The 25869-nt window shown below is 69.1% G+C and carries 26 protein-coding genes and 1 pseudogene; 22 read left to right on the forward strand and 5 right to left on the reverse strand.

Going from position 1 to position 25869, the window contains the following annotated elements; all coding sequences use genetic code 11:
• The first annotated feature begins 163 nt into the window (after positions 1-163).
• From OXN85_00450 to OXN85_00555, 22 genes and pseudogenes are all read left to right on the forward strand, one after another.
• Positions 164-1252 carry a type IV pilus twitching motility protein PilT gene (locus OXN85_00450; protein MCY3598430.1) on the forward strand — a complete coding sequence of 363 codons (1089 nt, stop codon included), beginning with the start codon at positions 164-166 and terminating at the stop codon, positions 1250-1252.
• Positions 1253-1433: 181 nt separating this feature from the next.
• A complete protein-coding gene (locus tag OXN85_00455; GenBank protein ID MCY3598431.1) occupies positions 1434-2465 on the forward strand; it encodes a type II secretion system F family protein in 1032 nt (343 codons plus the stop codon).
• Between the two features lie 126 nt (positions 2466-2591).
• Positions 2592-2999, forward strand: a complete 408-nt coding sequence (locus tag OXN85_00460) for a hypothetical protein (protein MCY3598432.1) — start codon at positions 2592-2594, stop codon at positions 2997-2999.
• Between the two features lie 108 nt (positions 3000-3107).
• Positions 3108-3533 (forward strand): prepilin-type N-terminal cleavage/methylation domain-containing protein, encoded by a 426-nt coding sequence (locus OXN85_00465; GenBank protein ID MCY3598433.1) that lies wholly within the window; start codon positions 3108-3110, stop codon positions 3531-3533.
• A gap of 88 nt (positions 3534-3621) precedes the next feature.
• Complete coding sequence (locus OXN85_00470; protein ID MCY3598434.1) at positions 3622-4065, forward strand: prepilin-type N-terminal cleavage/methylation domain-containing protein; 444 nt, start codon at positions 3622-3624, stop codon at positions 4063-4065.
• Positions 4062-4430 carry a prepilin-type N-terminal cleavage/methylation domain-containing protein gene (locus OXN85_00475; GenBank protein ID MCY3598435.1) on the forward strand — a complete coding sequence of 123 codons (369 nt, stop codon included), beginning with the start codon at positions 4062-4064 and terminating at the stop codon, positions 4428-4430. Before OXN85_00470 ends, OXN85_00475 begins: the two co-directional genes overlap by 4 nt.
• On the forward strand, positions 4427-5266 hold the full coding sequence (locus OXN85_00480; protein ID MCY3598436.1) for a hypothetical protein: 840 nt from the start codon (positions 4427-4429) through the stop codon (positions 5264-5266). The genes OXN85_00475 and OXN85_00480 overlap by 4 nt, the downstream gene beginning before the upstream one ends.
• A gap of 2 nt (positions 5267-5268) precedes the next feature.
• Entirely contained in the window at positions 5269-6228 is a 960-nt protein-coding gene (gene pilM, locus OXN85_00485) for a type IV pilus assembly protein PilM (GenBank protein ID MCY3598437.1), read from the forward strand.
• Positions 6229-6250: 22 nt separating this feature from the next.
• Positions 6251-6871 carry a PilN domain-containing protein gene (locus OXN85_00490; GenBank protein ID MCY3598438.1) on the forward strand — a complete coding sequence of 207 codons (621 nt, stop codon included), beginning with the start codon at positions 6251-6253 and terminating at the stop codon, positions 6869-6871.
• Positions 6872-6873: 2 nt separating this feature from the next.
• The gene (gene pilO, locus OXN85_00495; GenBank protein MCY3598439.1) at positions 6874-7458 is read left to right on the forward strand and encodes a type 4a pilus biogenesis protein PilO; all 585 of its coding nucleotides are present in this window, start codon (positions 6874-6876) and stop codon (positions 7456-7458) included.
• The gene (locus OXN85_00500) at positions 7455-7859 is read left to right on the forward strand and encodes a hypothetical protein (GenBank protein MCY3598440.1); all 405 of its coding nucleotides are present in this window, start codon (positions 7455-7457) and stop codon (positions 7857-7859) included. Before pilO ends, OXN85_00500 begins: the two co-directional genes overlap by 4 nt.
• A complete protein-coding gene (locus OXN85_00505) occupies positions 7856-9619 on the forward strand; it encodes an AMIN domain-containing protein (GenBank protein MCY3598441.1) in 1764 nt (587 codons plus the stop codon). The genes OXN85_00500 and OXN85_00505 overlap by 4 nt, the downstream gene beginning before the upstream one ends.
• Before the next feature lie 118 nt (positions 9620-9737).
• Positions 9738-10919 carry a chorismate synthase gene (gene aroC, locus OXN85_00510; protein ID MCY3598442.1) on the forward strand — a complete coding sequence of 394 codons (1182 nt, stop codon included), beginning with the start codon at positions 9738-9740 and terminating at the stop codon, positions 10917-10919.
• Between the two features lies 1 nt (position 10920).
• The gene (locus OXN85_00515) at positions 10921-11508 is read left to right on the forward strand and encodes an AAA family ATPase (GenBank protein MCY3598443.1); all 588 of its coding nucleotides are present in this window, start codon (positions 10921-10923) and stop codon (positions 11506-11508) included.
• Positions 11509-11518: 10 nt separating this feature from the next.
• Positions 11519-14074, forward strand: coding sequence for a type I DNA topoisomerase (topA, locus tag OXN85_00520; GenBank protein ID MCY3598444.1), 2556 nt, complete (start codon positions 11519-11521; stop codon positions 14072-14074).
• Positions 14071-15015 (forward strand): tyrosine recombinase XerC, encoded by a 945-nt coding sequence (locus OXN85_00525; protein MCY3598445.1) that lies wholly within the window; start codon positions 14071-14073, stop codon positions 15013-15015. The genes topA and OXN85_00525 overlap by 4 nt, the downstream gene beginning before the upstream one ends.
• Before the next feature lie 16 nt (positions 15016-15031).
• Entirely contained in the window at positions 15032-15589 is a 558-nt protein-coding gene (hslV, locus tag OXN85_00530; protein MCY3598446.1) for an ATP-dependent protease subunit HslV, read from the forward strand.
• The gene (gene hslU, locus OXN85_00535) at positions 15586-17040 is read left to right on the forward strand and encodes an ATP-dependent protease ATPase subunit HslU (GenBank protein ID MCY3598447.1); all 1455 of its coding nucleotides are present in this window, start codon (positions 15586-15588) and stop codon (positions 17038-17040) included. Before hslV ends, hslU begins: the two co-directional genes overlap by 4 nt.
• Before the next feature lie 26 nt (positions 17041-17066).
• Complete coding sequence (argF, locus tag OXN85_00540) at positions 17067-17984, forward strand: ornithine carbamoyltransferase (protein MCY3598448.1); 918 nt, start codon at positions 17067-17069, stop codon at positions 17982-17984.
• A pseudogene (gcvT, locus tag OXN85_00545) lies at positions 17981-19057 on the forward strand (glycine cleavage system aminomethyltransferase GcvT). Before argF ends, gcvT begins: the two are co-directional and overlap by 4 nt.
• Before the next feature lie 27 nt (positions 19058-19084).
• A complete protein-coding gene (locus tag OXN85_00550; GenBank protein ID MCY3598449.1) occupies positions 19085-19570 on the forward strand; it encodes a MogA/MoaB family molybdenum cofactor biosynthesis protein in 486 nt (161 codons plus the stop codon).
• A complete protein-coding gene (locus OXN85_00555; GenBank protein MCY3598450.1) occupies positions 19570-21189 on the forward strand; it encodes a sigma-54 dependent transcriptional regulator in 1620 nt (539 codons plus the stop codon). Before OXN85_00550 ends, OXN85_00555 begins: the two co-directional genes overlap by 1 nt.
• Before the next feature lie 45 nt (positions 21190-21234).
• On the opposite strand, the gene OXN85_00560 is transcribed toward OXN85_00555, so the two are convergent.
• From OXN85_00560 to yihA, 5 genes are read right to left on the reverse strand one after another with little or no spacing between them, the layout of a single operon-like run.
• Positions 21235-21723 carry an SRPBCC domain-containing protein gene (locus OXN85_00560; protein MCY3598451.1) on the reverse strand — a complete coding sequence of 163 codons (489 nt, stop codon included), beginning with the start codon at positions 21721-21723 and terminating at the stop codon, positions 21235-21237.
• Complete coding sequence (locus OXN85_00565; protein ID MCY3598452.1) at positions 21720-22742, reverse strand: SDR family NAD(P)-dependent oxidoreductase; 1023 nt, start codon at positions 22740-22742, stop codon at positions 21720-21722. Before OXN85_00565 ends, OXN85_00560 begins: the two co-directional genes overlap by 4 nt.
• Positions 22739-23992 (reverse strand): sulfotransferase, encoded by a 1254-nt coding sequence (locus OXN85_00570; protein ID MCY3598453.1) that lies wholly within the window; start codon positions 23990-23992, stop codon positions 22739-22741. Before OXN85_00570 ends, OXN85_00565 begins: the two co-directional genes overlap by 4 nt.
• A 7-nt stretch (positions 23993-23999) precedes the next feature.
• A complete protein-coding gene (locus OXN85_00575; GenBank protein ID MCY3598454.1) occupies positions 24000-25196 on the reverse strand; it encodes a hypothetical protein in 1197 nt (398 codons plus the stop codon).
• Between the two features lie 54 nt (positions 25197-25250).
• Positions 25251-25868: a ribosome biogenesis GTP-binding protein YihA/YsxC gene (gene yihA / locus OXN85_00580; GenBank protein ID MCY3598455.1), complete on the reverse strand. Its 618-nt coding sequence runs from the start codon at positions 25866-25868 to the stop codon at positions 25251-25253.
• Position 25869: the final 1 nt, after the last annotated feature.

Genomic DNA, 25869 nt, shown 5'->3' on the forward strand with positions numbered 1-25869 from the left:
ATCCGCCGGCTCGTCCTGGCGGGCGCCTCCTCTGAGGAGATCGAGCGCTGCGCCGTCAGGGAGGGGATGATCACCCTGCGGCAGGACGGGTTCGCCAAGGCGAAAAGGGGGATCGCGACGCTCGAAGACGTGCTCAGGGAGACGCCGGCGTAGGCCGGGCCGGATGGACGCACGTCTGGTTGAACTGCTGAGCGAGATGGTCGAACGGGGAGCGTCCGACCTGCACCTTACGGCGGGTGAACGCCCGAAGCTGCGGATCGACGGCAACCTCACGAACAGTCGCGCGGAGGGCGCGCTGGATCCGGAGGATACCGAGGCTCTGGGCCGTTCGATGCTCTCGGAGGAACAACGCGAGCGCTTCGCGGGCGAGTCGGACTTCGATTTCGGTTTCGCGATCCCCGGCCTCTCCCGCTTTCGCGCGAACCTGTTCCGGCAGCGAGGGAGCGTGGCGTGCGCCATCCGCCGCGTGCCGGTCGAGATCCCGAGCCTGCGCCAACTCGGCGTACCGTCGATCATCGGTCGGCTGGCGGACAAGCCGCGCGGGCTCGTGCTGGTGACGGGGCCCACCGGCTCGGGCAAATCGACGACGCTGGCGGCGATGGTGGACCGCATCAACGCGGCTCGCGCGGGCCACATCGTGACGATCGAGGATCCGATCGAATTCGTACATTCGCACAAGCGCTGCATCGTGAACCAGCGCGAGATCGGGCAGGACACGCCCGACTTCGCCAGCGCGCTGCGCTACGCCCTGCGCCAGGACCCGGACGTGATTCTCATTGGAGAGTTGCGGGATCCCGAGACGATTCAAGCCGCGCTCACGGTCGCGGAGACGGGGCACCTGGCGCTCGGGACGCTGCATACGCGTTCCGCGGCGGAATCCATCCACCGGATCATCGATGCCTTCCCCTCCCACCGGCAGGAGCAGGTGCGCGCACAGTTTGCCCACGTATTCGAGGGCGTCATCACGCAGACGCTCCTTCGCCGCGCCCAGGGCGGCGGACGTGTCGTCGCCTGCGAGATCCTGGTCGCGACGCCTGCCGTCCGCGCTTTGATCCGCGAGGCGAAGGTCCATCAGATCCACTCCGCGATGCAGGCCGCGCGCAGGTTCGGCATGCGGACGCTCAACGATGCGCTCCACCGGCTCTATGTCCGGCGGCAGGTGGACTTCGAGGAATGTCTTCGGATCACCTCCGATCCCGCCGAGTTCCGTCGCATGGCGAGGACGTCCGCGCCCGATGGATCCGCGCGGTGAACGGCGTTGACGCGACGTACGTGAGGAGAGCGGTAGCGACCGGCCGCCGGCGATGGCGCGGGGTGGATGATGTGGGGGCTGGCGGTCGGTCCACCTCTCTCCCGGCCGGGAGCCCGTGAGGTCCGCCGCGGCGAACCTGGTCCGGCGCGCGAGGCGCCGAATCGTCGCACCGGCGGCACGGGTGAAAACGCGTGATCTCGTACTCTTCACGCGGCAATTCTCCGTGATGATCAGCGCCGGGTTGCCGCTCACCCGGACACTGGAGACCCTCGCGCTCCAGGCGGAGAACTCCGCGCTTCGGCAGGTGGCCCGCGACACGCTTCGCGATGTGGAGGCTGGAAACACCCTCGCCGGCGCGCTCGGCAGGCACCCCCGCATTTTCGCCCAGCTCTACGTGAACATGGTCCATGCGGGCGAATCCGGGAGCAGGCTGGACGGGATTCTCGAGCGCCTCGCCACCTTCCTGGAAAAGAGTGAACAGATCCGTCGAAAAGTGAGGGGCGCCATGCTCTATCCGGCCGTCGTTCTCGCGGTGGCCATCGCGGTCGTTGCGACGCTCCTTCTCTTCGTGATCCCGACCTTCGAGACGGTCTTCGCGAGCTTCAATGCGACGCTCCCTCTCCCGACACGCGTGGTCATCGGCCTTTCCGGGATCGTCCAGAGCTGGTGGTGGGCGCTGCTCGCCGCGGCGGGCGGCGCGGCATTGATCCTGCGCCGCTGGGTCGCCACGGACGCGGGCCGGCTGCATGTCGACCGTATGCTGCTGCAACTGCCGGTTCTCGGCCCGCTGATTCGGAAGGCCGCGGTGTCCCGCGTCACGCGGACCCTGGGAACGCTGCTCTCGTCGGGCGTTCCGATTCTCGAGGGGCTCGAGATCACGGCGCGGACCGCGGGGAACCGCGTGATCGAGGATGCGATACAGGCGAGTCGCGTCGCGATCCGGCGGGGTGACTCCATCGCGCGGCCCCTGCGCGAAACCCGGGCCTTCCCGCCCATGGTGGCCCGAATGATCCACGTCGGAGAAGAAACCGGAGATCTCGACGGGATGCTGTCCCGGATCGCCGACTTCTACGATGACGAAGTCGATGCCGGCGCCGAGAGTCTGCTGAGGATACTGGAGCCCGTTCTGATCGTGATCCTCGGGGGTCTCGTCGGCGGGATGATCATCGCCATGTACCTCCCCATCTTCGAACTCATCAACGCGATCCAGTGACGCGGCCGGCGATCTCGCGGGCGGCGGCTGCTCGCGGCTTGCGGGGTTCCCGCTCGTTCCTCTTCTTGCCGCATGTCCCCGAATACAAACGACGAAGACGCGATCCGCCGCGGGAGAGCTCCCTGCGTGCGGGACCTCCTGGGCCAGTCGGTCGATGCCGCCTTTGAGCGGTACGGACGCGCGGTGGCGGATCGGCGGTCCGGTGGCGACCGGTGGCTGCGCTTCGAGGCTCCGAACTGGACGTTGCGTCTGCGGATCAGGCCGGACCGGGTCGGTGGTCCGGCACTCGTCCGGTCGTGGACGGCCGCCTTCGCGGAGGGGTTCGATACCGTGCCGGAGGCGTTGCGCGCGCTCGGGTTGCCGCGTCCCGAGCCATCGGTCGGAACGGACGATATCCGTCGACCGTTGCGTGACGGTGCCGGACGGGTGCATTCGCTGACCCTGTCGGTCCGGCGTGGCCGAATCCATGCCGCCACCGGCTTCGATGAACCGCCGGACTGGGGCGTTGAGACCCCGTTGCTGGACGGTCCCTAAACTTGGGGTAACCGTCCGCGGTCGCCGGCGCTCCGCCGGAACCGCGGCCCGCGCAGCCCCACCGGAGGTGCTGCCGAAGATCCAACCCGGGCGGAAGTGAGGAGAGGGATGAGAAGAACGACGAGGAGTGGCGCAGAGGGGTTCACGCTGATCGAACTGCTGATCGTGGTCGTGATCATCGGCATTCTCGCGGCGATCGCGATTCCGCAGTTCACGAGTACGAAGGAAAAGGCGTTCGATGCCGCCGCGCAGAGCGACATTCGCAACATGATGACGGCCGAGGAGGCGCACTTCTTCACCAGCCAGGCGTATGCCGCGGTCAGCGTGGCCGCCGGCGGAGGGGCGGACCTGGATGGCGATGGGACTCGCGATTTCCAGGCCAGCACGAACATCGCGCTGACGGTGACGGCCTATACGGACGGCTACAAGATCACGGCGAAACACGCGTCCTCGCCGAACACCTGGTGCGTCAATTCGTCCTCCGGGAACGCCGATGAAGCCGTCGGACAGATCGTCGAGGGCACGGATTGCTAGCCCGGACGCCGGCCGTTGATGCGCCGTTGACGCGGGGGACGATGCTTACGGAGAGAATCGGAAACTCATTCGAGGAAGGGAGCACCCCGTGCAGCATGGCGGAACAGGGCGGAGCGGGTTCAGTCTGGTGGAGGTCGCGGTCGCGCTGGCGATCGCCGGATTGGCCGCGACCTTCATCGTCTCCCGCCAGCCCCTCGATCGCTTCAGCCTGACGCGAGCCGCCCGGGTCGCGGAGTCGCAGCTCACGCTGGCCCGCCTCCACGCCGTGGCGACTCATGCGCCGACTACGGTGACGCTCACGGGGACCCGGCTCGAAGTATCGGTGAGTGGAGGGTCGTTGCTGTCTCGCGTCGACCTCGGGGGCCGCGCCCTCGGCCGGATCGATTCGGTCCGCCTGCGGCCCTCCACTCTCCGATTCAACGCCCGGGGTCACGGATCCCCCGGTAACGTCTACCTGTATCGCGGCGAGCGCGGCATTCGGCTTGTCTCGAACTTCGTAGGCCGGGTTCGCGCGGAACCTCTTCAACATTGAAGACCACGGGCTTCAGTCTGATCGAGGTCCTGCTGGCCATCGTCGTGACGTCCGTCGGGATCCTTGGAGCGGCGGCCGTAGTGCTCGGGATCGGTTCGCAGGCGCTCCGGGCGGGGTGGGCGACGGAGCACACGCTCGCGGGTCGAAACGCCGTGGAGTCGCTCGTCCGGGCCGGACACGCCGCGGCGACCTCCCACGCGAGTACCGTCGATGTCGGTGGACGTCGCTTCGACGTCTCGCACGACGTGACCCACCCCTCGCCGCGGCTCAAGCACGCCCGCGTGACCGTGTCCCTGCCGCCGGCCCCGATGGCCGAATTCGAGGTCGTTCTCGCGCGGCTCCGCCCGCTGCCCGCTGCGCCATGAGCGCTCCGCGCCGCCCCGTGCCGCCGCGCAGTCAGGGAGGGTTCACACTCGCCGAGATGCTCGTGGCGCTGACAGGCGCCGGCCTGCTCATCGGCTTGCTCATCGGCCTGTTGGGGAGTCAGAGCGCCTTCCATCTGCGTAATGAGGACGCGATCCAGGCCTCGCAGATCACGCGCGCTCTGTCCGACGGGCTGGGAGCGGAGATCCGCGCCGCCGGGCCGGGCGATCTGCTCCTCGCGACGCCCGACACGGTGTCCATCCGGGTCGACGTGTTGAGGGCGATCGTTTGCGGCACGGGGAACGGTTCGATCGACCTCTTCGTGTACGATTCCATCGCCCCGAACCCTCAGTCCGGGTGGCGCGGCACGGCGACTTCCGGACCGTACGCGGCGACCTGGAGCTACGCGGACGGATTCACGCCCGTCTTCGGCGTCTCGGCGGCGGCGGAGACCGCTTGCCGGGCAGCCGGAGCGGATGGTGCGAATCGGATGTCGACCCGGTGGTTCCGCCGCGCCACCGGATGGAGCGGAGGCCCCGCCCCAATGCCCGTGCCCGGCTCGCTCGCTCGCGTCTACGGGCGGCTCACCTACGCCATCCACCGACCCGATTCCGGATCGGGAACCGTGTCCATCCGGCGCAACGGCCAGGAGTTCGTGTCCCCGCTCGAGCCCGGCGCGGCGTTCGAGTACCGGTTGTCGAGTGGCGTGACGCAGGCCCGCGTAGCGACCGGGGATCTCTCCCGCGTGCGCGAAGTCCGGCTGGCCGGTAAGGCCACCGGCCGAAACGGGCGTGCGGCGGGTCGGCGAGTCGTCTACGCGATGTCGCTCCGCAACTAGACATGAAGGGATTCGGATTGCGGCGCCGGAAAGCGACCGTCGGAGTCGATATCGGCAGCGGCTTCAATAAGGCCGCGGTGATCGAGCATCGCGAGCACAGGCCGCGCCTGACCGCGCTCGCGACCGCTCCGAACGAGCCGGCCGCCGTTCGCGGCGGGACGATCCGGGAGCCGGAACGTGTGGCCGACACGCTCTCCTCGATGTTCAGGCGGGCGCGAATCAAGCCGCGCGATGTCGTCATCGGCATCGGCGGGCGCGATGTCCTCAGCAAGGTGATCGAGATCGACCGGATGGATGAAGCGGAGGCCCGCGCCGTGATGCCGTGGGAAGCGGAGCAGCACGTCCCCTTCGACATGAAGAACGTGGAACTGGACTTCGCGATCATCGATCCGCACGGCGATGGCTCGACGATGACCGTGCTGCTGGCGGCGGCGAAGCGCGACGTCGTCGAGGCGCGGGTCGCACTCCTGCGGCGAGCGGACCTCAACCCCACGGCCGTCGACGTGGAAGCCCTGGCCCTTCGCAACGCGTTCGAGGCGAACTATCCGGGCGCCATGAAGGATGTGACCGTGTTGGTCGACATCGGGGATCATTCCACCGCCATACACCTGCTCCGAAACGGACTCCCCCTGCTGACCCGGGAACTGGCGATCGGCACCCCGGCCGCCGACGAACTGGACGAGTGCGCCCTCCGGATCGCGCGCGGCATCGACCGGGCGGGGGCGTTCGTAGAGACGGGACCGGGGATCGCGCGCGCGTACCTGTGCGGGGGAGGGGCCACGGCGTCCGGACTGGTCGAGATCCTCGCAGAGACAACCGGCGTCGAAACGCGCCTCGCGAGTGCATTCGAACGCATCGAGGTCGCGCCGGACGTCGCGGACCGGACCGATCTGGACTCGGTGGCGCCGCTGCTCATGCTCTCAGTCGGGCTGGCTCTGCGGCCCCCGGTCCGGGGTGGCTGAGCGTGGAAGCGCGGGTACCGTCGTGATCGAGATCAACCTTCTGCCCGAATCTCAGCGCGCGCGGCAAGGGCTTCCGACCGACGGGAGCGCCGCGGGCGGTCTCCGCATCGACGTTTGGGGTGTCGCGCTGCTGATTTCGGCGTTGACGATCCCGCCGGGCGCGGCCGCGCTGTGGTGGTTGCAACGGACCGAAGCCGTCGAGCTCGGGGCGCGTCTTGAAGCGGTCGTGGCGGACTCGGCGCGGCTCGCCGAACTCCGGGCCGCAAGCGACAGTCTGACCGAAAGGTCTCGCGAGATCCGCGAGCGCGTCGCGCTGGTCGAACAGCTGGACCGCGACCGTTTCGCGTGGCCGCACCTGATGGACGAAATCAGCCGCGCGCTCCCGCCCCCGGCCTGGCTGACTTCTCTGCGTCAACTGTCGGCGCCGCCCGACCTTGCCGTCGAACTCCAGGGGGTTGCGGGCAGTCCGCTCGCGATCACGGAGTTCGTCCGTGGCCTGGGGATGTCGGACTACATCGCCGATGTGAAGATCATCGGAAGCCAGTTGCAGGGGTCCGATCCCGATCAGGGCGCTCGGCAGGCCTTCACCCTCGTTCTTCGGTTTGACCATGCCCCCGCCGTGTGGCGGGTCGAGCCCACCTGACCGTGCTTCCCAGGGATCCCCGCGCGCAGTACCGGGTGCTCGGGCTCGTGCTCCTGCTGGGCTGCGCGGCGGCCTTCCAGCTGCGCTTCTGGAACCCGCGCAAGGCAGAACTGGCCGCGTTGGCGGAACGGGTCGAACGGGCAGAGCGGGCCAACGCCCTCGCCGGGCCGGGTGACGGCAACCTGGATGCGATCCGCCAGGAGCTCCTGCTCGGTGAAAGGCAACTCGCAGAACTGCAACGGCTTGTTCCGAGAGAGGGTGAAGTCGCGGCCATCTATGAGGCCATCGCGGCCGAGACACAGTCGCTCGGTCTCGAACTCGTCCACGCCCTGCCCGCCGATCCCATGGCCGACTCCACCGGGTACTTCGTGCGGCAACGGTGGACGCTTCAGGTCGAGGGGGCCTACCACGATGTCGGCACGCTGCTGACGCGAATCGCCGGCTTCGCCCGCCTCGTACGGCCCGAGGTCCACGAAATCGTACCCTCCCGGATCGCCGACTCGGGGCGGCAACTCGTTCACGCCCGCTTCGGCCTTGAGACCTTCGTGCTTCCGCCCGAGGACAGCGCTTCCCCGGAGGCAAGATGAATCGCCTGATTCCAGTTGTGGTGCTCGCCGCGACGTGCGGGACCGGGTCATGGGAGGTCGCGGCACAGATCCGGCCGCCGATCTACGAGCGCGAGGTCTTCACCTACCCCGCCTTCGACCGACGCGACCCGTTCCAGCCGCTTCACCTCGACACCCGGGCGGGGCCCCGTTTCGGCGACCTGGCACTGGTCGGCGTGCTTTATACCCCCCAGCTCGGCAGCGTGGCGATTCTGACCGATCGAACGACCGGCCGGCGATACCGCGCCCGCGAACGCGACAACATCGGCGCGGCCCGCGTCGTACAAATCCGTACGGAGGAGGTGGATTTCGTGATCACGAGCTTCGGGGTCAGCCGTCGCGAGACGTTGCGCGTACGGCGCGAACGGGGGATGGGAACATGATCTCGCGGATCATTCTTCCCTTCGCCATGGCGGTCGCCGCGGGGCCCGCGGCCGAAATGCGGGAAGTGAGGATCGCGTCAGCGGGGACGGACACCGAGATCACGGTGGTCGTCGGCGGACCGGCCACACACCGCCACATGATGCTCACCAATCCTCCGCGGCTGCTCCTGGACATAAGGGGAGCGAACCTGGGACTGGCGCACCGCCGCTACGACCGGATCGACCGCGGCGGAGTTCTCGGCATGCGCTCAACCCAGTTCCGGCCGGAGACGGTGCGACTCGTATTCGACCTCGATCGGGAAGTCGTCTACGACGTCACCGCGGACTCCGGAGCGATTCGCGTGACATTCCGGAACCCCGGGCCGCCTTTTGCTGCCTGGTCCACAACGGATGTTCGGCAGCCTTCCGAGACGGATGTCCGGGGAGCTGCCGGGCCGCCGTCCGTCGTGCCGACGACCGAGCCGCGCATGTCGGTGGTGTACGACAGCGCCTCCATGCTCGACGTCCTGGCCGGGTTCTCCGAGTTTGCCGACATCTCCGTCGTCCCTAACGGGGACGTCGCCTCCGTCGTCGTTCGAGGCATCGATATCCGCGACCAGCCCTGGGACGTGGCGCTCAACGCGATCCTGTCGGCCCAGAACCTCGGCTGGCACCGGACCGAGAGCGGGATCATCGTCGTGGACTGGCTGGAGAACCTCCAGGCGCGGGATCAACTGCTCAGCGAAACGCGCGTGATCCGGGTCAACTACGCACGGGCGGATTCGGTGGCCGAGACGCTCCGACACCTGGCCACGCCCAACCGCGGCCAGGTCGTTTCGTTCTCGGGCAGCAACACCGTCATTGTGACCGACGCACCGTCCGTCGTCGCGCGGATGGATACGATCATCGCGGCGCTGGACCGACGGCTACCGCAGGTCGCGATCGAGGCGAAGATCGTCTTCGTCGATCGGACGGACGTACAGCAACTGGGGATCGTGTACGACCTCAAGGAGCGGAACGGCGGCGTCGTGGAGCAGGGTCTCAATGACCTCATCGCGGTGCCCGACCCCAATGCGCCGCCGCAACTCGTCGATGTGGACGGCGATGGGACCGTCGATCAGGGGTTCGTCCGGCGGACGAACGAAACGCTCGTGAGCCTGGGAGGTTCGGCGGTCGCGGCGTTGGCGAACGCGAACGATCGTCCGATCGGGCCCGCCCTCCAGATTCTGACGGCCGTGGCGTTCGGCGAGTTCTCCCTCTTTTCGTTCCTCGAAGCGCTCGAGTCCCACCAGTTGTCGGACGTGCAGGCTGCGCCGTCGATCCAGGTCGTGGACCACGCGCACGCAAGGATCCAGGTGGGCGAACGCACCCCGATCCGGGTCCTGGAGCCGGGAGCCCAGACCGAGTCCGCGCGGGTCAACGTCGACTTCGAGGACACGGGGATCATTCTGGATGTCGTTCCGCACGTGACGAACAACAACCAGATCCGGCTGGAACTGATGGCCGAACGCTCCGGCCTGAAGCTCGGACTCTCGGATGTGGGCTTCGTGTTCGAGAAACAGATCGGTGAGACGACGCTGTTGCTCGATGACGGCGAGACGGCTGTGATCGGCGGACTCACGCTGAGCGAGGTGAGCCGGAGCCACAGCGGGATTCCCGGGTTGATGAACCTTCCGCTGATCGGAAATCTGTTCCGGAGCACCAAGGAGAACGAAGTGAAGCAGGACCTCATCATCCTCGTCACGCCCCACATCGTCCGTCGCCGGGCCGAGGGCCGATAAGGGGACGGCAGGTTGCGGCTCCCGCCCTCGGCGAATCCTTTTCCCGCCGTTGGAACGGCCGTTCGATGAGGAGCGATCCACGCGATGTTCACGCGATGAGGACGAAATGCTGAGGTGTCTGAGGTTGACCACGGCGGGCGAAACGCACGGTCCGGCCGTGGTCGCCGTGCTGGAAGGGATCCCCGCCGGATTGCCGCTCGCGCCCGAGGATATCGCGGGGGAGCTGGCGCGCCGGCAGGGCGGGCACGGCCGCGGGGGCCGCATGAAGATCGAGAAGGATGTGGGCGAGATCTTCGGCGGGGTGCGCCTCGGGGAGACGCTGGGGGCTCCGGTCGCGGTCCGGATCCCCAACCGCGACTTCAGGAACTGGGGCGCGGCGATGGCGGTCGAGGCGCCGGAGGTGGACGACGACGAACTCCTGCGCCGGGTGTACCTGCCGCGCCCGGGACACGCCGACCTCGCGGGGATGCTGAAGTACGGGCGGACGGACGCGCGCGACATCCTCGAGCGGGCAAGCGCGCGGGAGACCGCCGCGCGGGTCGCCGCCGGGGCCGTCGCCAAGCGGCTGCTGGGCGAGTTCGGCGTGCGCGTCGAGAGTCACGTGGTGTCGATCGGTCCGGTGGAGGCGCCGTCCGGCTTGCCGCTGCCGGAGGACCTGCTCGCCGTGGCCGACGCGTCGGTCGTACGCTGCATCGACCCCGATGCGACCGCCGCGATGGTCGACGCGATCGATGCGGCCCGTCGCGCCGGCGACTCGCTGGGAGGCGTTTTCGAGGTCGTCGCGCGCGGCGTTCCCGTGGGCCTCGGGAGCTACGTCACCTGGGAGACCCGCCTCGGCGGCCGCATCGGCGGCGCGATGATGTCGATTCACGCGATGAAGGGTGTCGAGATCGGGATGGGATTCGAAGCCGCGCGTCACCGGGGTTCCGATGTCCACGACGAGATCGAGCGGGATCCGGCGCGGCGCGGGAGCGGAGGCTACCGGCGGCGGCGGAACAACGCGGGAGGCCTGGAAGGCGGAATGACGACGGGAGGCGACATCGTCGCCCGCGTGGCGATGAAGCCGCTCAGTTCGCTGCGCCGCCCCCTGGACAGCGTGGACACCCGGACCGGAGAACCCGCCAAGGCGGTCCTCGAGCGCAGCGACGTGTGCGCGGTGCCGGCCGCCGGGATCGTCGGGGAGGCGATGATGGCGCTGGTGCTGGCGGACGCGTGGATCGAGAAGTTCGGCGGCGACAGCCTCGCCGAGATGCGGTCCAACGTGGAGAGCTACCTCGCCCGAATCGGGGACGCGGAGTGACGTGGCGAGTGTACCCGGAAAGATCTGGCTCGTCGGTCTCTCCGGATCGGGGAAGAGCACCATAGGCCCGATCCTCGCGCGACATTTGGGCTACCGGTTCGTCGACCTGGACCGCGAGATCGAAGCGCGCGCCGGCGAGTCGATCTCCCGCATGTTCCGTCGCCGCGGGGAAGGCGAGTTCCGGCGGCTCGAGGCCGCCGCCGCCGCCCGCGCGGCCCGAAAGAAAAACGTCGTTGTCGCGACCGGGGGCGGGTGGATGGCGCGCCGGGACATCGACCGCACGTCGGGCGGCCGGGTACGCGTCTGGTTGCGCGTGCGCCCCGAGACCGCGATCCATCGCCTCTCCCGCGAGGGCGCCGAGTCCCGGCCTCTGCTGGCCGGACCCGACCCCGCGGCCGCGCTCGCCACGCAGCTCGCGGCGCGGGAGGCCGCCTACGCGGAGGCCGAAGTGGTGCTGGAGACGGATGGCCGGGAACCGGAAGATGTCGTGGAGGTAGCGCTGAGGAGTCTGCGGCATTTCGCCGCCGGCCGGCAGGGAGGCAGGGAAGGACCGACGGAAGTACCAACGGAAGGACAACAGGAGAGTTGAGAGACAGCCCGTGAATCTCGTCATCGTGGAGTCGCCGGCGAAGGCCCGCACCCTGGAGTCGTATCTCGGGGCCGGATTCAGCGTGCAGGCATCCGTCGGACACGTCCGGGACCTCCCCAGAAGCGGCCTCGGCGTCGACGTCGATAAGGGGTTCGAGCCGGAGTACGTCACCATCGAGGGGAAGGAACCCGTCCTCCGCAAGCTGCGCGCGGCGGCGGCGAAGGCGGATTCCATCCTCCTCGCCACGGACCCCGACCGGGAGGGCGAGGCGATCGCCTATCACATCGTCGAGGCCCTGACCCAGCGGAAGCGGTCGCTCCGGGAGCGGTTCCACCGCATCACGTTCAACGAGATCACGAAGAGCGCCGTGCTCGAGGCGCTCAAGGAGCCGGGCGAGATCGACCTCCCCCGCATCGAGGCCCAGCAGGCGCGCAGGATTCTGGATCGTCTCGTCGGGTACAGGGTCTCCCCGCTCCTGTGGAAGAAGATCAAGCCGGGTCTCTCGGCCGGCCGCGTGCAGTCGGTCGCCGTCCGCCTGCTCGTGGAGCGCGAGCGGGAACGGCGCGCCTTCCGGAGCGGCGCCTGGTGGCGCCTGCGCGCGCACCTCGCCGCGGACGGGGGCGCCTTCACGGCCGACCTCGCCGCCCTCGACGGGGTGGCGATCGCCCGGGGCCGGGATTTCGATGAGCGCACCGGCGCCCTCAAGCCCGGCCGCAAGGTGGTCCTGCTGGACCGGGAACGCGCCGAGGCGCTCCGCGCGCGGTTGGCCGACGCCACCTTCACGGTCGTCAGCCTGCGGGAGAAGCGGTCGAAGCGGAGCCCGTATCCTCCGTTCACGACGGCGACCCTCCAGCAGGAGGCCAACCGCAAGCTGAACCTCGGGGCCCGGGAGACGATGCGGACCGCCCAGGCGCTCTACGAGGCCGGCCGCATCACTTACATGAGGACCGATTCCGTCACACTCTCCGAGGCTGCGATCACGGCGATCCGAAGCCGCGTGGCGGCCCGGTACGGGAAGGAGTACCTGAGCCCGGCCCCACGGCGCTACAAGACGAAGTCCCGCTCGGCGCAGGAGGCCCACGAGGCGATTCGCCCGGCCGGCACCGACATGCGGACGGCGGATGAACTCGGACTCACCGGCCGGCAGAAGGCGCTCTACGAGCTGATCTGGAGACGCGCGGTCGCGACGCAGATGGCCGATGCCCGGCTGCGGCACCTGACCGTGCAGGTGGATGCGGAGGAGGCGCGCTTCCGGGCCGCGGGGAAGGTCATCGAGTTCCCCGGCTTCTTCCGCGCCTACGTCGAAGGCTCCGACGACCCGGACGCGGCGCTGGAGAACCAGGAGACGGTCCTCCCGGACATGCGCGAGGGTCAGACGCTCGAGAAGCGCAAGCTGGAGACCCGGAAGCACGAGACGAAGCCGCCCCCCCGCTTCACGGACGCGGCGCTCGTGAAGGAACTGGAGGCGGACGGGATCGGGCGTCCCTCCACGTACGCCGCCATTATCTCGACCGTCGTCGATCGAGGGTACGCCGTACGGCAGAACAAGCAACTCGTCCCCACCTTCATCGCCTTCGCGGTGACCGGCCTCCTCGAGGATCACTTCCCGAACCTCGTCGACACCGGGTTCACCTCCGAGATGGAGGATGCGCTGGACGAGATCGCTCGCGGCAATGTGGACTGGCGCGCCTACCTCGGGGATTTCTACAGCGGCGGAGACGGTCTCGAAGCGCGACTCGTCGAGCGCGAAGCGGCCATCGACCCGCGCGAAGCCTCGACCGTGCGGCTCCAGGACCTCACTCCCCGCGTGCGGATCGGCCGCTACGGGCCCTTCCTCGAACTCGAGAAGAACGGCGACCGGCTCACCGCGTCCCTCCCCGACGACGTCGCCCCGGCCGACCTCAGCGAGGAGCAGGCGATCGACCTCCTGCGGAAGCGGGCGGAAGGTCCGGACCGTCTCGGGGAGGACCCCGATTCCGGCGAGGCCATCTACCTCATGGAGGGGCGCTTCGGTCCCTACGTACAGCGGGGCGAGCGGGCGGACGGGCAGAAGCCGAAACGCGCCTCCCTCCCGAAGAACATGCGGCCGGAGGATGTGTCGCTGGCGACGGCGCTCAAACTGCTCGCCATGCCCGCCCCGCTCGGCGCCCACCCGGAGAGCGGCGACCCGGTGAAGGTGGGCATCGGGCGCTACGGCCCGTACGTCGTCCACCAGTCGGACTACCGTTCGCTCACGGAGAGCGACGATCCGCTCGAGATCACCTTCGAGCGCGCCATGGAGCTGCTCTCCGCACCCAAGACGCGCGGCCGCCGGGCGAGCGCCACGCCGCTGCGGGAAGTCGGCGCGCACCCGGATGACGGCGAGCCGATCGCGATCTTCAAAGGTCGCTACGGGCCCTACGTGAAACACGGCAAGACGAACGCGTCGCTGCCCAGGGGGATGGAGCCCGACGAGGTCACGCTGGACGTGGCGCTGGACCTGCTGAAGAAGCGGAGGGAGCGCGACGCGACCCGAAAGGCGGGGGGGCGGCGCGGCGGCTCCCGCAAGAAGTCGTCGAGAAAATGACCCGGACGTCCGCGCCCGCCGATGCGGGGGCGCGAGCTCGACGCGCATGGGTCGACGACTTCCTTCGCTACGCCCGCTCCGAGCGCCGGCTGTCCCCCAACACCGTGTCCGCATACCGCCGCGACCTCGGCCAGTTCGAGGCCTTCGTGAGCGCGTACGAGGGGACGCACGACTGGGGCTGGGCGGACGTGCATCGCCTGTCCATCCGTTCCTTCATGGGACACCTGGAGTCGCGCGGGCTGAAGCGTTCCTCGATCGCCCGCAAGCTCGCCGCCGTGCGCGCCTTCTTCGCCTTCCTCCGGCGCACGGACCGGGTGGAAGCCAGCCCGGCCCGGCTCGTCCGTACCCCCCGCCGCGACCGGACGCTGCCCTCCTTCCTGAGCGAAGAGGACGCCCGTGAGCTGCTCGACTCCGCGGGCGAGGCGGCGCGACGGGACGGGTCCGCGGTGGCGCTCCGTCGCTGGGCCCTCCTCGAGTTGCTGTACTCGTGCGGACTGCGGCTGGCGGAGGTGCAGGGTCTCGACGTAACCGCCGTGGACCGCCGCACCGGGCAGGTTCGAGCGCTCGGCAAGGGCGGGAAGGAGCGGGTGGTCCCTCTCGGCCGCCGCGCCTCGGAAGCGCTCGGCGCCTATTTCGGGAAACGGGGGGAAAGCGCCTCCCGCGCCGCGTTCCTCTCCGTTCGCGGCACCCGCCTCTCGCGGCGGCAGATCCAGCGCGACGTGACGGCCCAGCTCGCGCGGGTCGCGGAGGGCGACCGGCTGACCACGCATTCGCTGCGCCACTCCTTCGCGACCCACCTTCTCGATCGCGGCGCGGACCTCGTTTCGGTGAAGGAGATGCTGGGACACGCGAGTCTGAGCACGACCCGGATCTACACGCACACATCCGTGGACCGCCTCAAGCGCGTACACTCCCGGGCCCACCCGCGCGGTGGAGAGTGAGAGGAGAGTGAAGAGCATGATACGAGCCACGACGATCCTCTGCGTTCGGGTCGGAGGGGAGGTCGCGATGGCGGGTGACGGCCAGGTGACCATGGGGGAGACCGTCGTCAAGGCGAAGGCGAGCAAGCTCCGCACCATGCGCGACGGCCGGATCCTGGCGGGCTTCGCCGGCGGCGTCGCCGATGCGCTCACCCTGTTCGAGAAGTTCGAGGCGCAACTCGAACGCTACCCCCGCCACCTCACACGCGCGGCGGTGGAACTCGCGAAGGAGTGGCGGAGCGACCGCTATCTTCGGCGGCTGGAGGCGCTGCTCGCCGTCGCCGACCGGGAGACGAGCCTGCTCATCGCGGGCACGGGAGAGGTCATCGAACCGGATGACGGCATTCTCGCGCTCGGTTCCGGGGGGCCGCACGCGCTCGCCGCCGCGCGGGCCCTCGCCCGCCGGACGGATCTGACCGCCGCCGAGGTGGCCCGGCAGGCGCTCGAGATCGCGGCGGAGATCTGCGTGTACACGAACCGCGAGATCACGGTGCTCGAACTCGCGGACGCCGACGGCAACGGAAACGAGCCATGAAGACCGATATCAGTCCCGCCCCGGATCCCGGCGACGCCGGCATCGCGGCGGCGCTCACCCCGCGACAGATCGTCGAGGAACTCGACCAGTACATCATCGGACAGGACGAGGCGAAGAAGGCCGTCGCGATCGCGCTCCGCAACCGCTGGCGCCGGCAGAACGTCGACGAGGGCATGCGCGAGGAGATCCTCCCCAACAACATCATCCTCATCGGCCCGACCGGCGTGGGGAAGACCGAGATCGCCCGCCGCCTCTCGCGGCTCGCCGGGGCTCCGTTCATCAAGGTCGAAGCCTCGAAGTTCACCGAAGTGGGCTACGTCGGCCGCGATGTGGAATCGATGATCCGGGATCTCCTCGAGATTGCGATCAAGCTCGTTCGCGAGGAGCAGGAGGCCCGTCACGGAGAGATCGCCGACCGACGAGTCGAGGAGCGCCTCCTGGATCTTCTTCTTCCTCCCGTAGCGGAGGGCGAGCCCGCAGCCGGTTCCGGTCGGGGCGAACAGCGGCAGTTCGTCGTGTCGCTCGCGGGACAGGCATCCGAAACCCGCTCCGACGAGCCCTCCGAGCAGCGCAAGCAGCGCACGCGGGAGAAGCTCCGCGGACTCCTGCGCGACGGCATGCTCGACGAGCGGGAGGTCGAAGTCGAGGTCAGCGAGAGCGCGGTCCCGATGCTGGATGTGGGGGGCGGCATGGAGAGCCTGGATTTCAACGTCGGGGAGGTCCTCAAGGGGGTTCTGCCGAAGAAAACGCGCCGCCGCCGGGTCTCGGTAGCGGACGCGCGCCGGATCCTGCGCTCCGAGGAACTCGCGAACCTGGTCGACATGGAGGAGGTCACGGAACAGGCGCTCCGCCGGACCGAGAGCATGGGGATCGTCTTCCTCGACGAGATCGACAAGGTCGCCGGAAAGCACGGAGGCGCCGGCCCCGACGTGTCGCGCGAGGGTGTGCAGCGCGACCTCCTGCCCATCGTCGAGGGGTCCACCGTCCAGACGCGGCACGGGATGGTCCGCACCGACCACATCCTGTTCATCGCCGCCGGGGCCTTCCACATCGCGAAGCCCTCGGACCTGATCCCCGAACTCCAGGGCCGGTTCCCGATCCGCGTGGAACTCGAGAGCCTGGACGCGGAGGCGTTCACGCGCATCCTCCAGGAGCCTCGCTACGCCCTCCTCGCGCAGTACCAGGCACTCGTGGAGACCGAGTCCGTCCGGCTCGAATTCGAGGAAGGCGCGGTCCGCGAAATCGCCCGCATCGCGAGCCACGTGAACGAAAGGACGGAGAACATCGGCGCCCGGCGCCTCCACACGGTGCTCAGCACGCTCCTGGAGAAGATCCTCTTCGATCTGCCGGAGGCGCGGGCGAACGAGACGATCACCGTCGACGCGGACTTCGTGCGGGATCGCCTGTCGCGCATCGCGGACGACGAAGACCTGCGACGGTATATCCTGTAAGCGGAGACCCGAGGACTCACGAAGCCATGGACCGGACCCGACACTTTCTCTCGATCGCCGACTGGTCGCCCGAGCGGCTGCGCGAGGCGCTCGATCTCGCGGATCGCCTCAAGGCCGACCCCGACGCGGCGGGCCGTCCCCTCGCCGGGAAGACGCTCGCCATGATCTTCACCAAGAGTTCGACCCGCACCCGCGTGTCCTTCCAGGTGGGGACGCACCAACTGGGCGGGCAGGCGCTCTTCCTCTCCGCGCGCGACATCCAGATCGGGCGCGGGGAACCGCTCGCCGATACGGCCCGGGTCCTGTCGCGCTACGTGCACGGGATCATGATCCGGACGTTCGCGCAGGCCGACGTCGAGGCGCTGGCCGAGCACGGTTCGATTCCCGTCATCAACGGGCTCACGGACCTGCTGCACCCCTGCCAGATCATGGCGGACCTGCAGACCGCGCGCGCCGAGTTCGGGCCCGACCTGTCGGGACGGACCGTCGCCTGGATCGGCGATGGCAACAACGTCGCGAACTCGTGGTTGAACGCGGCCGCGAAGCTCGGCTTCCGGCTTCGTCTCGCTTGCCCGGAGGGCTACGATCCGGACCCCGCAATCCTCGCCGCCGCGGGTCGCGCGACACGGGTGGATCTCTTCCGGGCGCCCGCGGAGGCTGCCGAAGGGGCGCACGTCGTGACGACGGACGTGTGGGCCTCGATGGGACAGGAGGAGGAGGCCGCGGAACGCGCGCGCGCCTTCGAGGGATACCATGTCGGCGCGGAGATCATGGCCCGCGCCGCCGCCGATGCGATCTTCCTCCACTGCCTGCCGGCGCACCGCGGCGAGGAAGTTGCCGCCGAAGTCATCGACGGGCCCGCGTCGCGCGTGTGGGACGAGGCGGAGAACCGGCTCCACTCGCAGAAGGCGATCCTCACCATGCTCATGGGAGCGGCCTCGTGAAGGACCTGAAAGAAACTCCGCTGTTCGAAGAACACGTCCGGCTGGGCGGGAAGATCGTCCCCTTCGCCGGCTACGCGATGCCCGTCCAATATCCGACCGGCATCAGGGCCGAACACCATGCCGTGCGCGAGAAGGCGGGCCTGTTCGACGTCTCCCACATGGGAGAGTTCCGCGTCCGCGGAGGAGACGCGCAGGCGTTCGTGGCCTACGCGACCACGAACGACCCCTCGCGCCTGGAGCCGGGAGACGCCCAGTACAGCGCGATGTGCCACGAGACCGGCGGCGTCATCGACGACCTCATCGTCTACTGCATGGGCGAGGCGGATTACCGGCTCGTCGTGAACGCGGCCAACATGGCCAAGGACTGGGCCCACCTGAGCGGGCTCGCGCAGGACTTCGACGTGGAGATGACGGACGAGAGCGACGAGATCGCCCTCCTCGCCCTCCAGGGTCCGTTGGCGGAAGTGACCCTGGCGCCGCTGACCGACCAGCCGCTGGCGGAGATCGGGTACTACCGCTTCGTGCACGGGGACGTTGCGGGTGCGCCGTGCGTCATCAGCCGGACCGGATACACGGGGGAGATCGGTTTCGAACTCTACATGCCGAATGCGTGCGCGGTGCCGACGTGGCGGGCGCTCGTCCAGGCCGGCGCCGTCCCCACGGGCCTGGGAGCTCGCGACTCGCTGCGGCTCGAGATGGGCTACGCGCTCTACGGCAACGACGTGGACGACGAGACGACCGCGCTCGAGGCCGGGCTCGGATGGCTCGTGAAGCACGGCAAGGGCGACTTCGTGGGCGCGGAGGCCCTCGCCGCGCAGCGTGCCGCCGGCCTCACCCGCAAGCTGCGCTTCCTGAGATTGCTTGAGCGGGGCTTCCCGCGGCCGGGCTACGACGTCCGGTTCGAGGGGGAGGCCGTCGCCGTCGTCCGCAGCGGCACCGTGAGTCCTTCCATGGGGCACGGGATCGCGACCGCTTACCTGCCGGTGGCCGCCGGGTTCGGCGACGCGGTTGAAATCATGATCCGGGGGAAGGCGATCGCGGCCGAGGTCGTCCGCCCGCCCTTCTATCCGCGCGGCTCGCTGCACCGGATCGCGCCGCGGATCGCCGTCATGACCATCTCCGATGCCGTGCACGCCGGCGAGCGGGAAGACGGCTCCGGAGACCTCATCAGGAAGTGGATTCGGGGGCGTGCCTACTCGCTGTCCGGCGCGGATGTCGTGCCCCGCGACAGAGACGCGATTGCCTCCCATCTCCTGCACTGGTGCGATGTACGGGGGGTCGATGTCGTCCTTACCACCGGCGGCATCGGGCTTGCGGCCCGCGACGTGACGCCCGAGGCGACGCGCACCGTCCTCGAGCGCCACGCGCCGGGGATCGCCGAGATGCTGCGCCGCGCCGGCGCCGGGTCCACGCCGTACGCCGCGCTCGGTCGCGGGCTGGCGGGAATCCGCGGCGAGACGCTCGTCATCAATCTGCCCGGGAGCCCCGGCGGCGTCTCCGATGGCCTAGCCGCGCTCGAGTCCGTGATCGACCACGCGGTCGATCTGCTGCGCGGCGAGACCGTGCACGCCTCGCCGGGCGGCTGATGGCCCGCGTCTTCGTCGACGGTCGCGCGGTCGAAGCTGCCATCGCCGTCCGCCAAGCCGTGCAGGCCGACGGGCACGAGGTCGAGTTCGTGGAGTCCGCGCGCGAACTCGACGGACGGCTGGGCGGGGCGGCCGAGGTCGCCCTCGTCCTCACGGGCCCTCCCGGCGAATCGCGCGCCACCGCGATGCGCGGACTGTTCGAGGCGGAGATTCCGCGCCCTCCCGTGCTCGGACTCACGGAGGAGGCCCACCCGGACGCGCGCCGGCACCTGGCGCGGTCGTTCGATCTCGACGAGGCGCTCTCGCTTCCCTTCGATCCCGACGAGATGCGGGTCGTCCTGCAGACGCACCTCGACCGCTACGACCTCCAGCGACAGACCGGGATCATCGGGCGCACCGAGGCCGTGCGCGAGATCCTCGAGCGGGTGCACATGATCGCCCCCGTGATGAGCACGGTTCTCCTTACGGGTGAGAGCGGCACCGGAAAGGAACTCGTGGCGCGCGCCTTTCACCGGCTGTCCCCGAGGCGCGCCAAGGCCTTCATAGCCGTGAACTGCGCCGCCCTCCCGGAGTCGCTGCTCGAATCCGAATTGTTCGGGCACGAGAAGGGCGCCTTCACCGGAGCGACGTCGTTGCGGCGGGGGATGTTCGAACTCGCCGACGGGGGCACGCTCCTCCTCGACGAGATCGCGGAGATGCCGCTCCCCACCCAGACGCGTCTTCTGAGGGTCCTCGAGAGTCGCCGCTTCATGCGGGTGGGCGGGGACCACGAAATCCAGGTCAGCGTGCGCGTCGTCGCCGCCACGAACCGCGACCTCAGACAGGCGGTCGAGACCGGGGAGTTCCGCCGCGACCTGTACTACCGGCTCAACGTCCTCAACGTCCACGTCCCCCCGCTCCGCGAGCGGCGCCGCGACATCCCCGTGCTCATCCGCCGCTTCATCTCGGAGTTCAGCCGCCAGCACGACGGGGAATTCCGCGGACTCGCGCCCGCGGCGCTCCAGATCCTCCTCGACTACGACTGGCCGGGAAACGTCCGGGAACTCCGCAACCTGATCGAGTCCATGGTCGTGCTCGCGCCCGGTTCCGTCATCCGTCCCGAAGACATCCCGCCCGAGATCCGGTCGGGCGGCGTGAGCCTCGTGCCGTCTCCGGCGCGCATCGCGCCTTCGGTCGACGCGGGCGCCGGAGCCATCCCGAGTTCACCGCAACTCGCGTTCGTCTTCCGCACCCTCGTCGACCTCAAGGTGGACATCGATGACCTCAAGCGGGAGTTCGAGGCCTACAGGTCGGGCGCTCGCCAACTCCCTCCGGGCCCCGCCCCGCGCGGAGCGGCGGAGGACATCGAGGATGCGATCGAGATCGACATCACCGACGCGGTCGAGGCGATCGATGCGGCCGGCGCCGACGTCGCCTCAGCGACCGGGGACGGCCCCGACCCGGAGGAGGCGGACATGATCGCGATCCGGCCCGGGATGACGATGGAGGAGATTGAGCGCGCGGCGATCATCGCCGTGCTCCGCCAGGCCGGGGGCAACCGGCGCAGGGCCGCGGAGGCTCTCGGCATCGGCGAGCGCACCATCTACCGCAAGATCCGCAAGTACGGCATCGAACATTAGCAGCCACGGGCTGCCACCCTCGTGCCCCAACTGGCGCGGGCCGCGTCACCCGGCGATGCCGGCCTCCGCACGCGCTTTCAGCCCTCGCGCGACGTCGTTGAACCCGCGGCGCACGAACCCGCCGAAGAGCAGCATCACGAGCGGGATGAGGAGGCCGGAGAAGTCATCCCACGTCCGGTAGCGGCAGCGCCCCGCTCCGATGGCTTCCAGCCGCTGCTCGCGCAGGGCCGAGATCAGGAAGCGGTGGCCCATCGTCGTGCTCCAGGCGATGAGGTGCGGCGGCTCGACGGCCTCGATCCGTTCGACCTGCTTCAGTCTCCAGGGTCCCATCCGGACGTAAAGCTCGACCGGCGAGCCGATCTCGAAGTCCGTGGCGACCGAAGGCGTGAACCGGTTCCATTCCCCGTAGCGCTCGAAGTCGGTGAGGATGTCCCACACCCGTTCGATCGGCGCATCGATCTCCACGGGTTCCGAACGCACGTGCCCTTTGAACAGGGCGATCAACAAGCCGCTGCCCTTCCGCTGCGGTTTCACTCCGATTCACCCGGGGCCGACCCGCGCGGACCCCCTTCTCCGGTTCGCGGGTGTCGCGCCAGCAGCGCCTCGCTCTCCCGCCACAGGCGCGCTCCGGCGGCGGCGTCCATGGCCGGCGCGGACATCTCCTTCTCCCGCATCAGGTGCAGATAGACCCCGCTGCGCCGGCCCATGTCCTCCGCGCAGCACGCATGGGTCACGGGCGCCGCCGCCTTGCGGGGCGCCGCGAAGAGCAGGCGCTTCGCCGGGTAGAGCAGGGGTCTAAGAAACCACGGCGCCTCCCGCATGAGGTCGGAGTCGACCGCCCCCGGGCACAGCGAGTTCACGGCGATCCGCACCTCTCCCTCCGGGTTCAGCCGGCGCGACAGCTCCTGCGCGTAGGTGCACAGGTGCAGTTTGCTCAACGCATAGTACTTCAAGCCGTCCTTCAGGCCGTAGTCGGTAAAGGCGCCGAAATTGCCGAAGTTGATCGACTCGGCGGCCCGATGCGTCTCGGACACGATGAAGACGATTCTGGGGGTCTCTCCACCGGGACCGCCCGGCCGTACGACGCCGTCCGCCAGGAGTCGGTCGATGAGTACGCGGTTGGCCAGGAAATGGACCGCGAACATCAACTCGTAACCCTGGGCCGACCTCCGTGCCTTCGCCGGCATCACGCCGGCGTTGAGGACGAGGACGTCCACCCTCCGGCGCTCGCGCGTGAGACGGTCGCAGAGCGCATGCACCGAGTCGAGGTCCGCGAGATCGACGCGAAGCATGTCGACCGTGTCGGAACCCGCGAGCCGCCTGACGTCCTCCCCCGCGTCGGGGTGTCCGCCGCGGCAGGCCATGAGCACTTCGGCGCCGCGGCTCGCCAGGTCGATCGCCACTGCTTTGCCGAGCCCCCGGTTGGCCCCGGTGATCAGGCAAACCCTTCCGTCGAGGCGGACGCGCTCCGGGACGGGGCTCAGCGTGGGGCGTTGGAAGAAACGATCGACGACCCCGCTGGCAAATGCCCTCAGCTTCCGGTTGTATTTCACGTGACGACCTCGTCCGGTATCCGGTATTCGCGCCGGTAGGCAGCGGAGTGTCCGTCCATGGTCTCGCCGTCCAGACCGAAGCTGGCCGGCGAGTAGACGTGCCTCCCGAGGCTGTCCTTCCCGCTTCGCTCGGAAACGGCTCTTGCGGCGGCCGCGGCCTCCTCCGTGAACTCGATTCCCGCGGCCCCGTAGATCCTGCGCAACTCGCCGAGCGAGTCCGCGATCAGGTCGTAGAACGATACATCGATGAACACGCCTTCGTCCGCGCCTCGCCGCACGGTCATGGAGCGCTCCATCATCCGGCGGATCTTCCTCATCCAGTGCGCCCCGATCTCCACCGGATCCACATGGTCGCTGAAGATGCCGCGTCCGTGCGCCACCATGCTGCAGAACGACGGCACCGACCTCTTCGGGTCGCGATGCGTCTGGATGACGCACACGTCGGGGAAGACATCGAGGATGACGTCGAGGTATTCCATGTGGTGCGGCGTCTTCAGCACCCAGCGGTCGCCCGGCCGCTGCCAGTGCAGGATCTTCAACATCGTGAACAGGTACGCGTAGCACTTCGTGTGGTCCCGGGCTTCGAGCCAGCGCGAATAGCTCGGCACGTGCATCGCCGCTTCCGGCGCCTGGCTCATGAACGAGAGATCGAGCAGCAGGACATCCTCCTCCGGCGCGTCCCAGGCCATGGGGTGGACGGCGCGGAAATCGGGCGCCAGGAACCCGATCGCCCGCGCGGCCCGTTTCGCCTGCCGCATGCGGCGCCGCGGAGCCCTCGTCCCCTCGCGCTTGAGAGGTACGGGACTGAGGACTTCCCATGCACTCAGGGCGCGAGTGCCCGGATCCGCCGCAAGCAACCGGTGCAACATCGTCGTCGCGGTGCGCTGCAGTCCCGCGATGAGGAGGATTCGCCCCAGGTCCACGTCGAGAATCTCCGGGTGCTCCCGAAGCAACCGCTCCGCGCGCAGCCGAATCGCCAGGGCAGATACGATCCGCGCGCGCTGAATCGCCGTACCGAGCGGCGTCAGTCGAGCCTCCGCGTTGATCGATTCGACGAGCACCTCGAGGGGCTCCAGGAACCACTCGTCGCCGAAGTCGGACAGTCCCGTCCGTCGCCTCGCGGCGGCGATCATGCGGTCGACGTCCAGCGAACCGCCGAAGCCAAACCTCAGGGCCGCCCGCCCCACCCGGTTGAAGAGGGACACAGACAGGGGGCGGTACGGCCTGCGGTACTCCGTCGAGGTCCGCACCGGGCCGCTAAGCCTCGCGGAGCGCGCGCAGCTCCGACAGCTTCACGAGCCGCGTTCGCGGCTGCGGGTGCTCCACCGCCCGTATCCACCGGAAACACATCGTCCCCGACGTGTGGCCTGCCGTTTCCAGCCAGTTCGGGAGCCCGGGATCCACGTGGGAGACGACGAGGCGTACGGAACCGTCCTTCTCGTGGTGCGCCAGGTGTTTGTTCGTGTGGATGGTGTGGTAGCGGTAGTCCAGCGACTCCATCCAGTAGTTGTTCAGTTGGAAGTTCCAGTGCTCGCACTCGGGCGGCACCGCTTCGATGAGGAGCGCTTCGTCGTCGGCCACGGCCCAATGACTGTGATAGTAGACGATATTCGGGTCGCCGCCCGCCTGGAGCGACACGTCCGGATCGAACATGGGCAGCGTGTTCGAGTGTTTCCGGAAGCCCCGCGCCCAGTTCGCGAACAGCATCGCCGCCCCTGCCACCAGCGTGCCCGCGGACCTCAGTCCCTCGTCGATCTGCTCCGGCGTGAGCGGGCGGGGTCGCTTCTCTTCCTCCGCGCACCCGATGCGCTCGATGTGAAGGTCGGCCGGCGCCTCGGTCTCCCGGTCGAGGAAGGTCTGGCGCACGATCAATGTGCGGCTCTCCGCCGTCATCGGGAGCCAGTTTCCGTCGTGGCGCCGGCGGCTGACGACGAGTTCGAAGGTCCCATCCTCGCCGATCTCGATCTCGCCCGCCTCGATGTAGCCGGTCGGGGGCAGGCCTCCGCTCTGTCCGTAGTGGCCGGCCTGCGTCCCGAAGCCGAGGTACGTCACGGTGTTGCGCAGCCCGGAGATTCGGTACTCGAAGTCGCCGTGAATGGCGGCCGTCTGGTAATAGTTGTCCGGGTTGTCGCTGCCCAGCTTCACCGTCTCGTGGGCCACGCGGTGCAGCACGGGCGCGCGGGGGTCGGCGTGTTCCACGAAGGCCATGAGCCCCCCGCGGGCCAGCCGGCTGAGATACCGGTAGCCCTCCGCCTGGTTGAACGGGTCGCGCGGCGCGCCGGGGAAGGTCAGCGCGGCCCCTGCCGACTTCAGCGTGTCGCAGAATTCGTCCCAGGCCTTGCCGCTGACCACGCGCTGCGCGGCGACGTCCGCGGGCGTCCGGCCCCGCAGCCTCCGCGCCGCGAGCGAAAGGCGCCGAAAGAGCCCGAGCAGTCCGATGATGAGCTTTCTCATCGCGTCTCCTCTCCGCCCTGGCCCGTGGCCACAACGTGCGCGCTGTTCGGGTGGTTAGCCGGTCTCCGCCTCGGCAAGGAGGGCGGCGATGCTCTCCCGCAGCGTGTCGATCCCGGCGCCGGTGCGCGCGGACGTCTCGACCAGCTGGTCCGCATCGAGTTCGAGCGCCTCGCGCAGCTTCTCCGTCGCCCGCCGTCGCCCGGACCGGTTCAGCTTGTCCGTCTTCGTGAGCGCGAAGAGCGTCGGCGTCCCGGTCGCCCCCAGGAACGCGATCATCCGCTCATCGTCGTCCATGAGTCCGCGGCGCGCGTCCACGAGCAGCACGAGTCCAAGCAGCTTCGGCGTCCGGCGCAGATACTCGTCGATCAGCCGTCCCCACCTTCTCCGCACCGTCTTCGGCGCCTTCGCGAACCCATAGCCCGGCAGATCGACGAGCAGATACCGGTCGTTGACGAGGAAGAAGTTGATCTCGCGCGTGCGCCCGGGCTGCTTCGAGGTTCGCGCGAGGCTCTTCCGCCCCACGAGCCGGTTGAGCAGCGAGGACTTTCCGACGTTCGAGCGCCCGGCGATCGCGATCTGGGGGAGGTCGCGCGGCGGCTTCTGGCCGGCCGCGCCGACCGCGCCGACGAACTCGGCCGTCCTGACGCGCGCGACCCTGTCGGCCGGCGGCACG

It is taken from the genome of Candidatus Palauibacter australiensis (assembly GCA_026705295.1).
Taxonomy (GTDB): Bacteria; Gemmatimonadota; Gemmatimonadetes; order Palauibacterales; family Palauibacteraceae; genus Palauibacter; species Palauibacter australiensis.

Excerpts from the sequence above, each read along its gene's own strand:
- OXN85_00480 (MCY3598436.1), top strand. The coding sequence starts at position 4,427 with ATGAGCGCTCCGCGCCGCCCCGTGCCGCCGCGCAGTCAGGGAGGGTTC.
- hslU (MCY3598447.1), top strand. The coding sequence starts at position 15,586 with ATGAAGACCGATATCAGTCCCGCCCCGGATCCCGGCGACGCCGGCATC.
- OXN85_00450 (MCY3598430.1), top strand. The coding sequence starts at position 164 with ATGGACGCACGTCTGGTTGAACTGCTGAGCGAGATGGTCGAACGGGGA.
- OXN85_00525 (MCY3598445.1), top strand. The coding sequence starts at position 14,071 with ATGACCCGGACGTCCGCGCCCGCCGATGCGGGGGCGCGAGCTCGACGC.
- OXN85_00500 (MCY3598440.1), top strand. The coding sequence starts at position 7,455 with ATGAATCGCCTGATTCCAGTTGTGGTGCTCGCCGCGACGTGCGGGACC.
- OXN85_00575 (MCY3598454.1), bottom strand. The coding sequence starts at position 25,196 with ATGAGAAAGCTCATCATCGGACTGCTCGGGCTCTTTCGGCGCCTTTCG.
- argF (MCY3598448.1), top strand. The coding sequence starts at position 17,067 with ATGGACCGGACCCGACACTTTCTCTCGATCGCCGACTGGTCGCCCGAG.
- OXN85_00555 (MCY3598450.1), top strand. The coding sequence starts at position 19,570 with ATGGCCCGCGTCTTCGTCGACGGTCGCGCGGTCGAAGCTGCCATCGCC.
- OXN85_00505 (MCY3598441.1), top strand. The coding sequence starts at position 7,856 with ATGATCTCGCGGATCATTCTTCCCTTCGCCATGGCGGTCGCCGCGGGG.
- OXN85_00465 (MCY3598433.1), top strand. The coding sequence starts at position 3,108 with ATGAGAAGAACGACGAGGAGTGGCGCAGAGGGGTTCACGCTGATCGAA.
- hslV (MCY3598446.1), top strand. The coding sequence starts at position 15,032 with ATGATACGAGCCACGACGATCCTCTGCGTTCGGGTCGGAGGGGAGGTC.
- pilM (MCY3598437.1), top strand. The coding sequence starts at position 5,269 with ATGAAGGGATTCGGATTGCGGCGCCGGAAAGCGACCGTCGGAGTCGAT.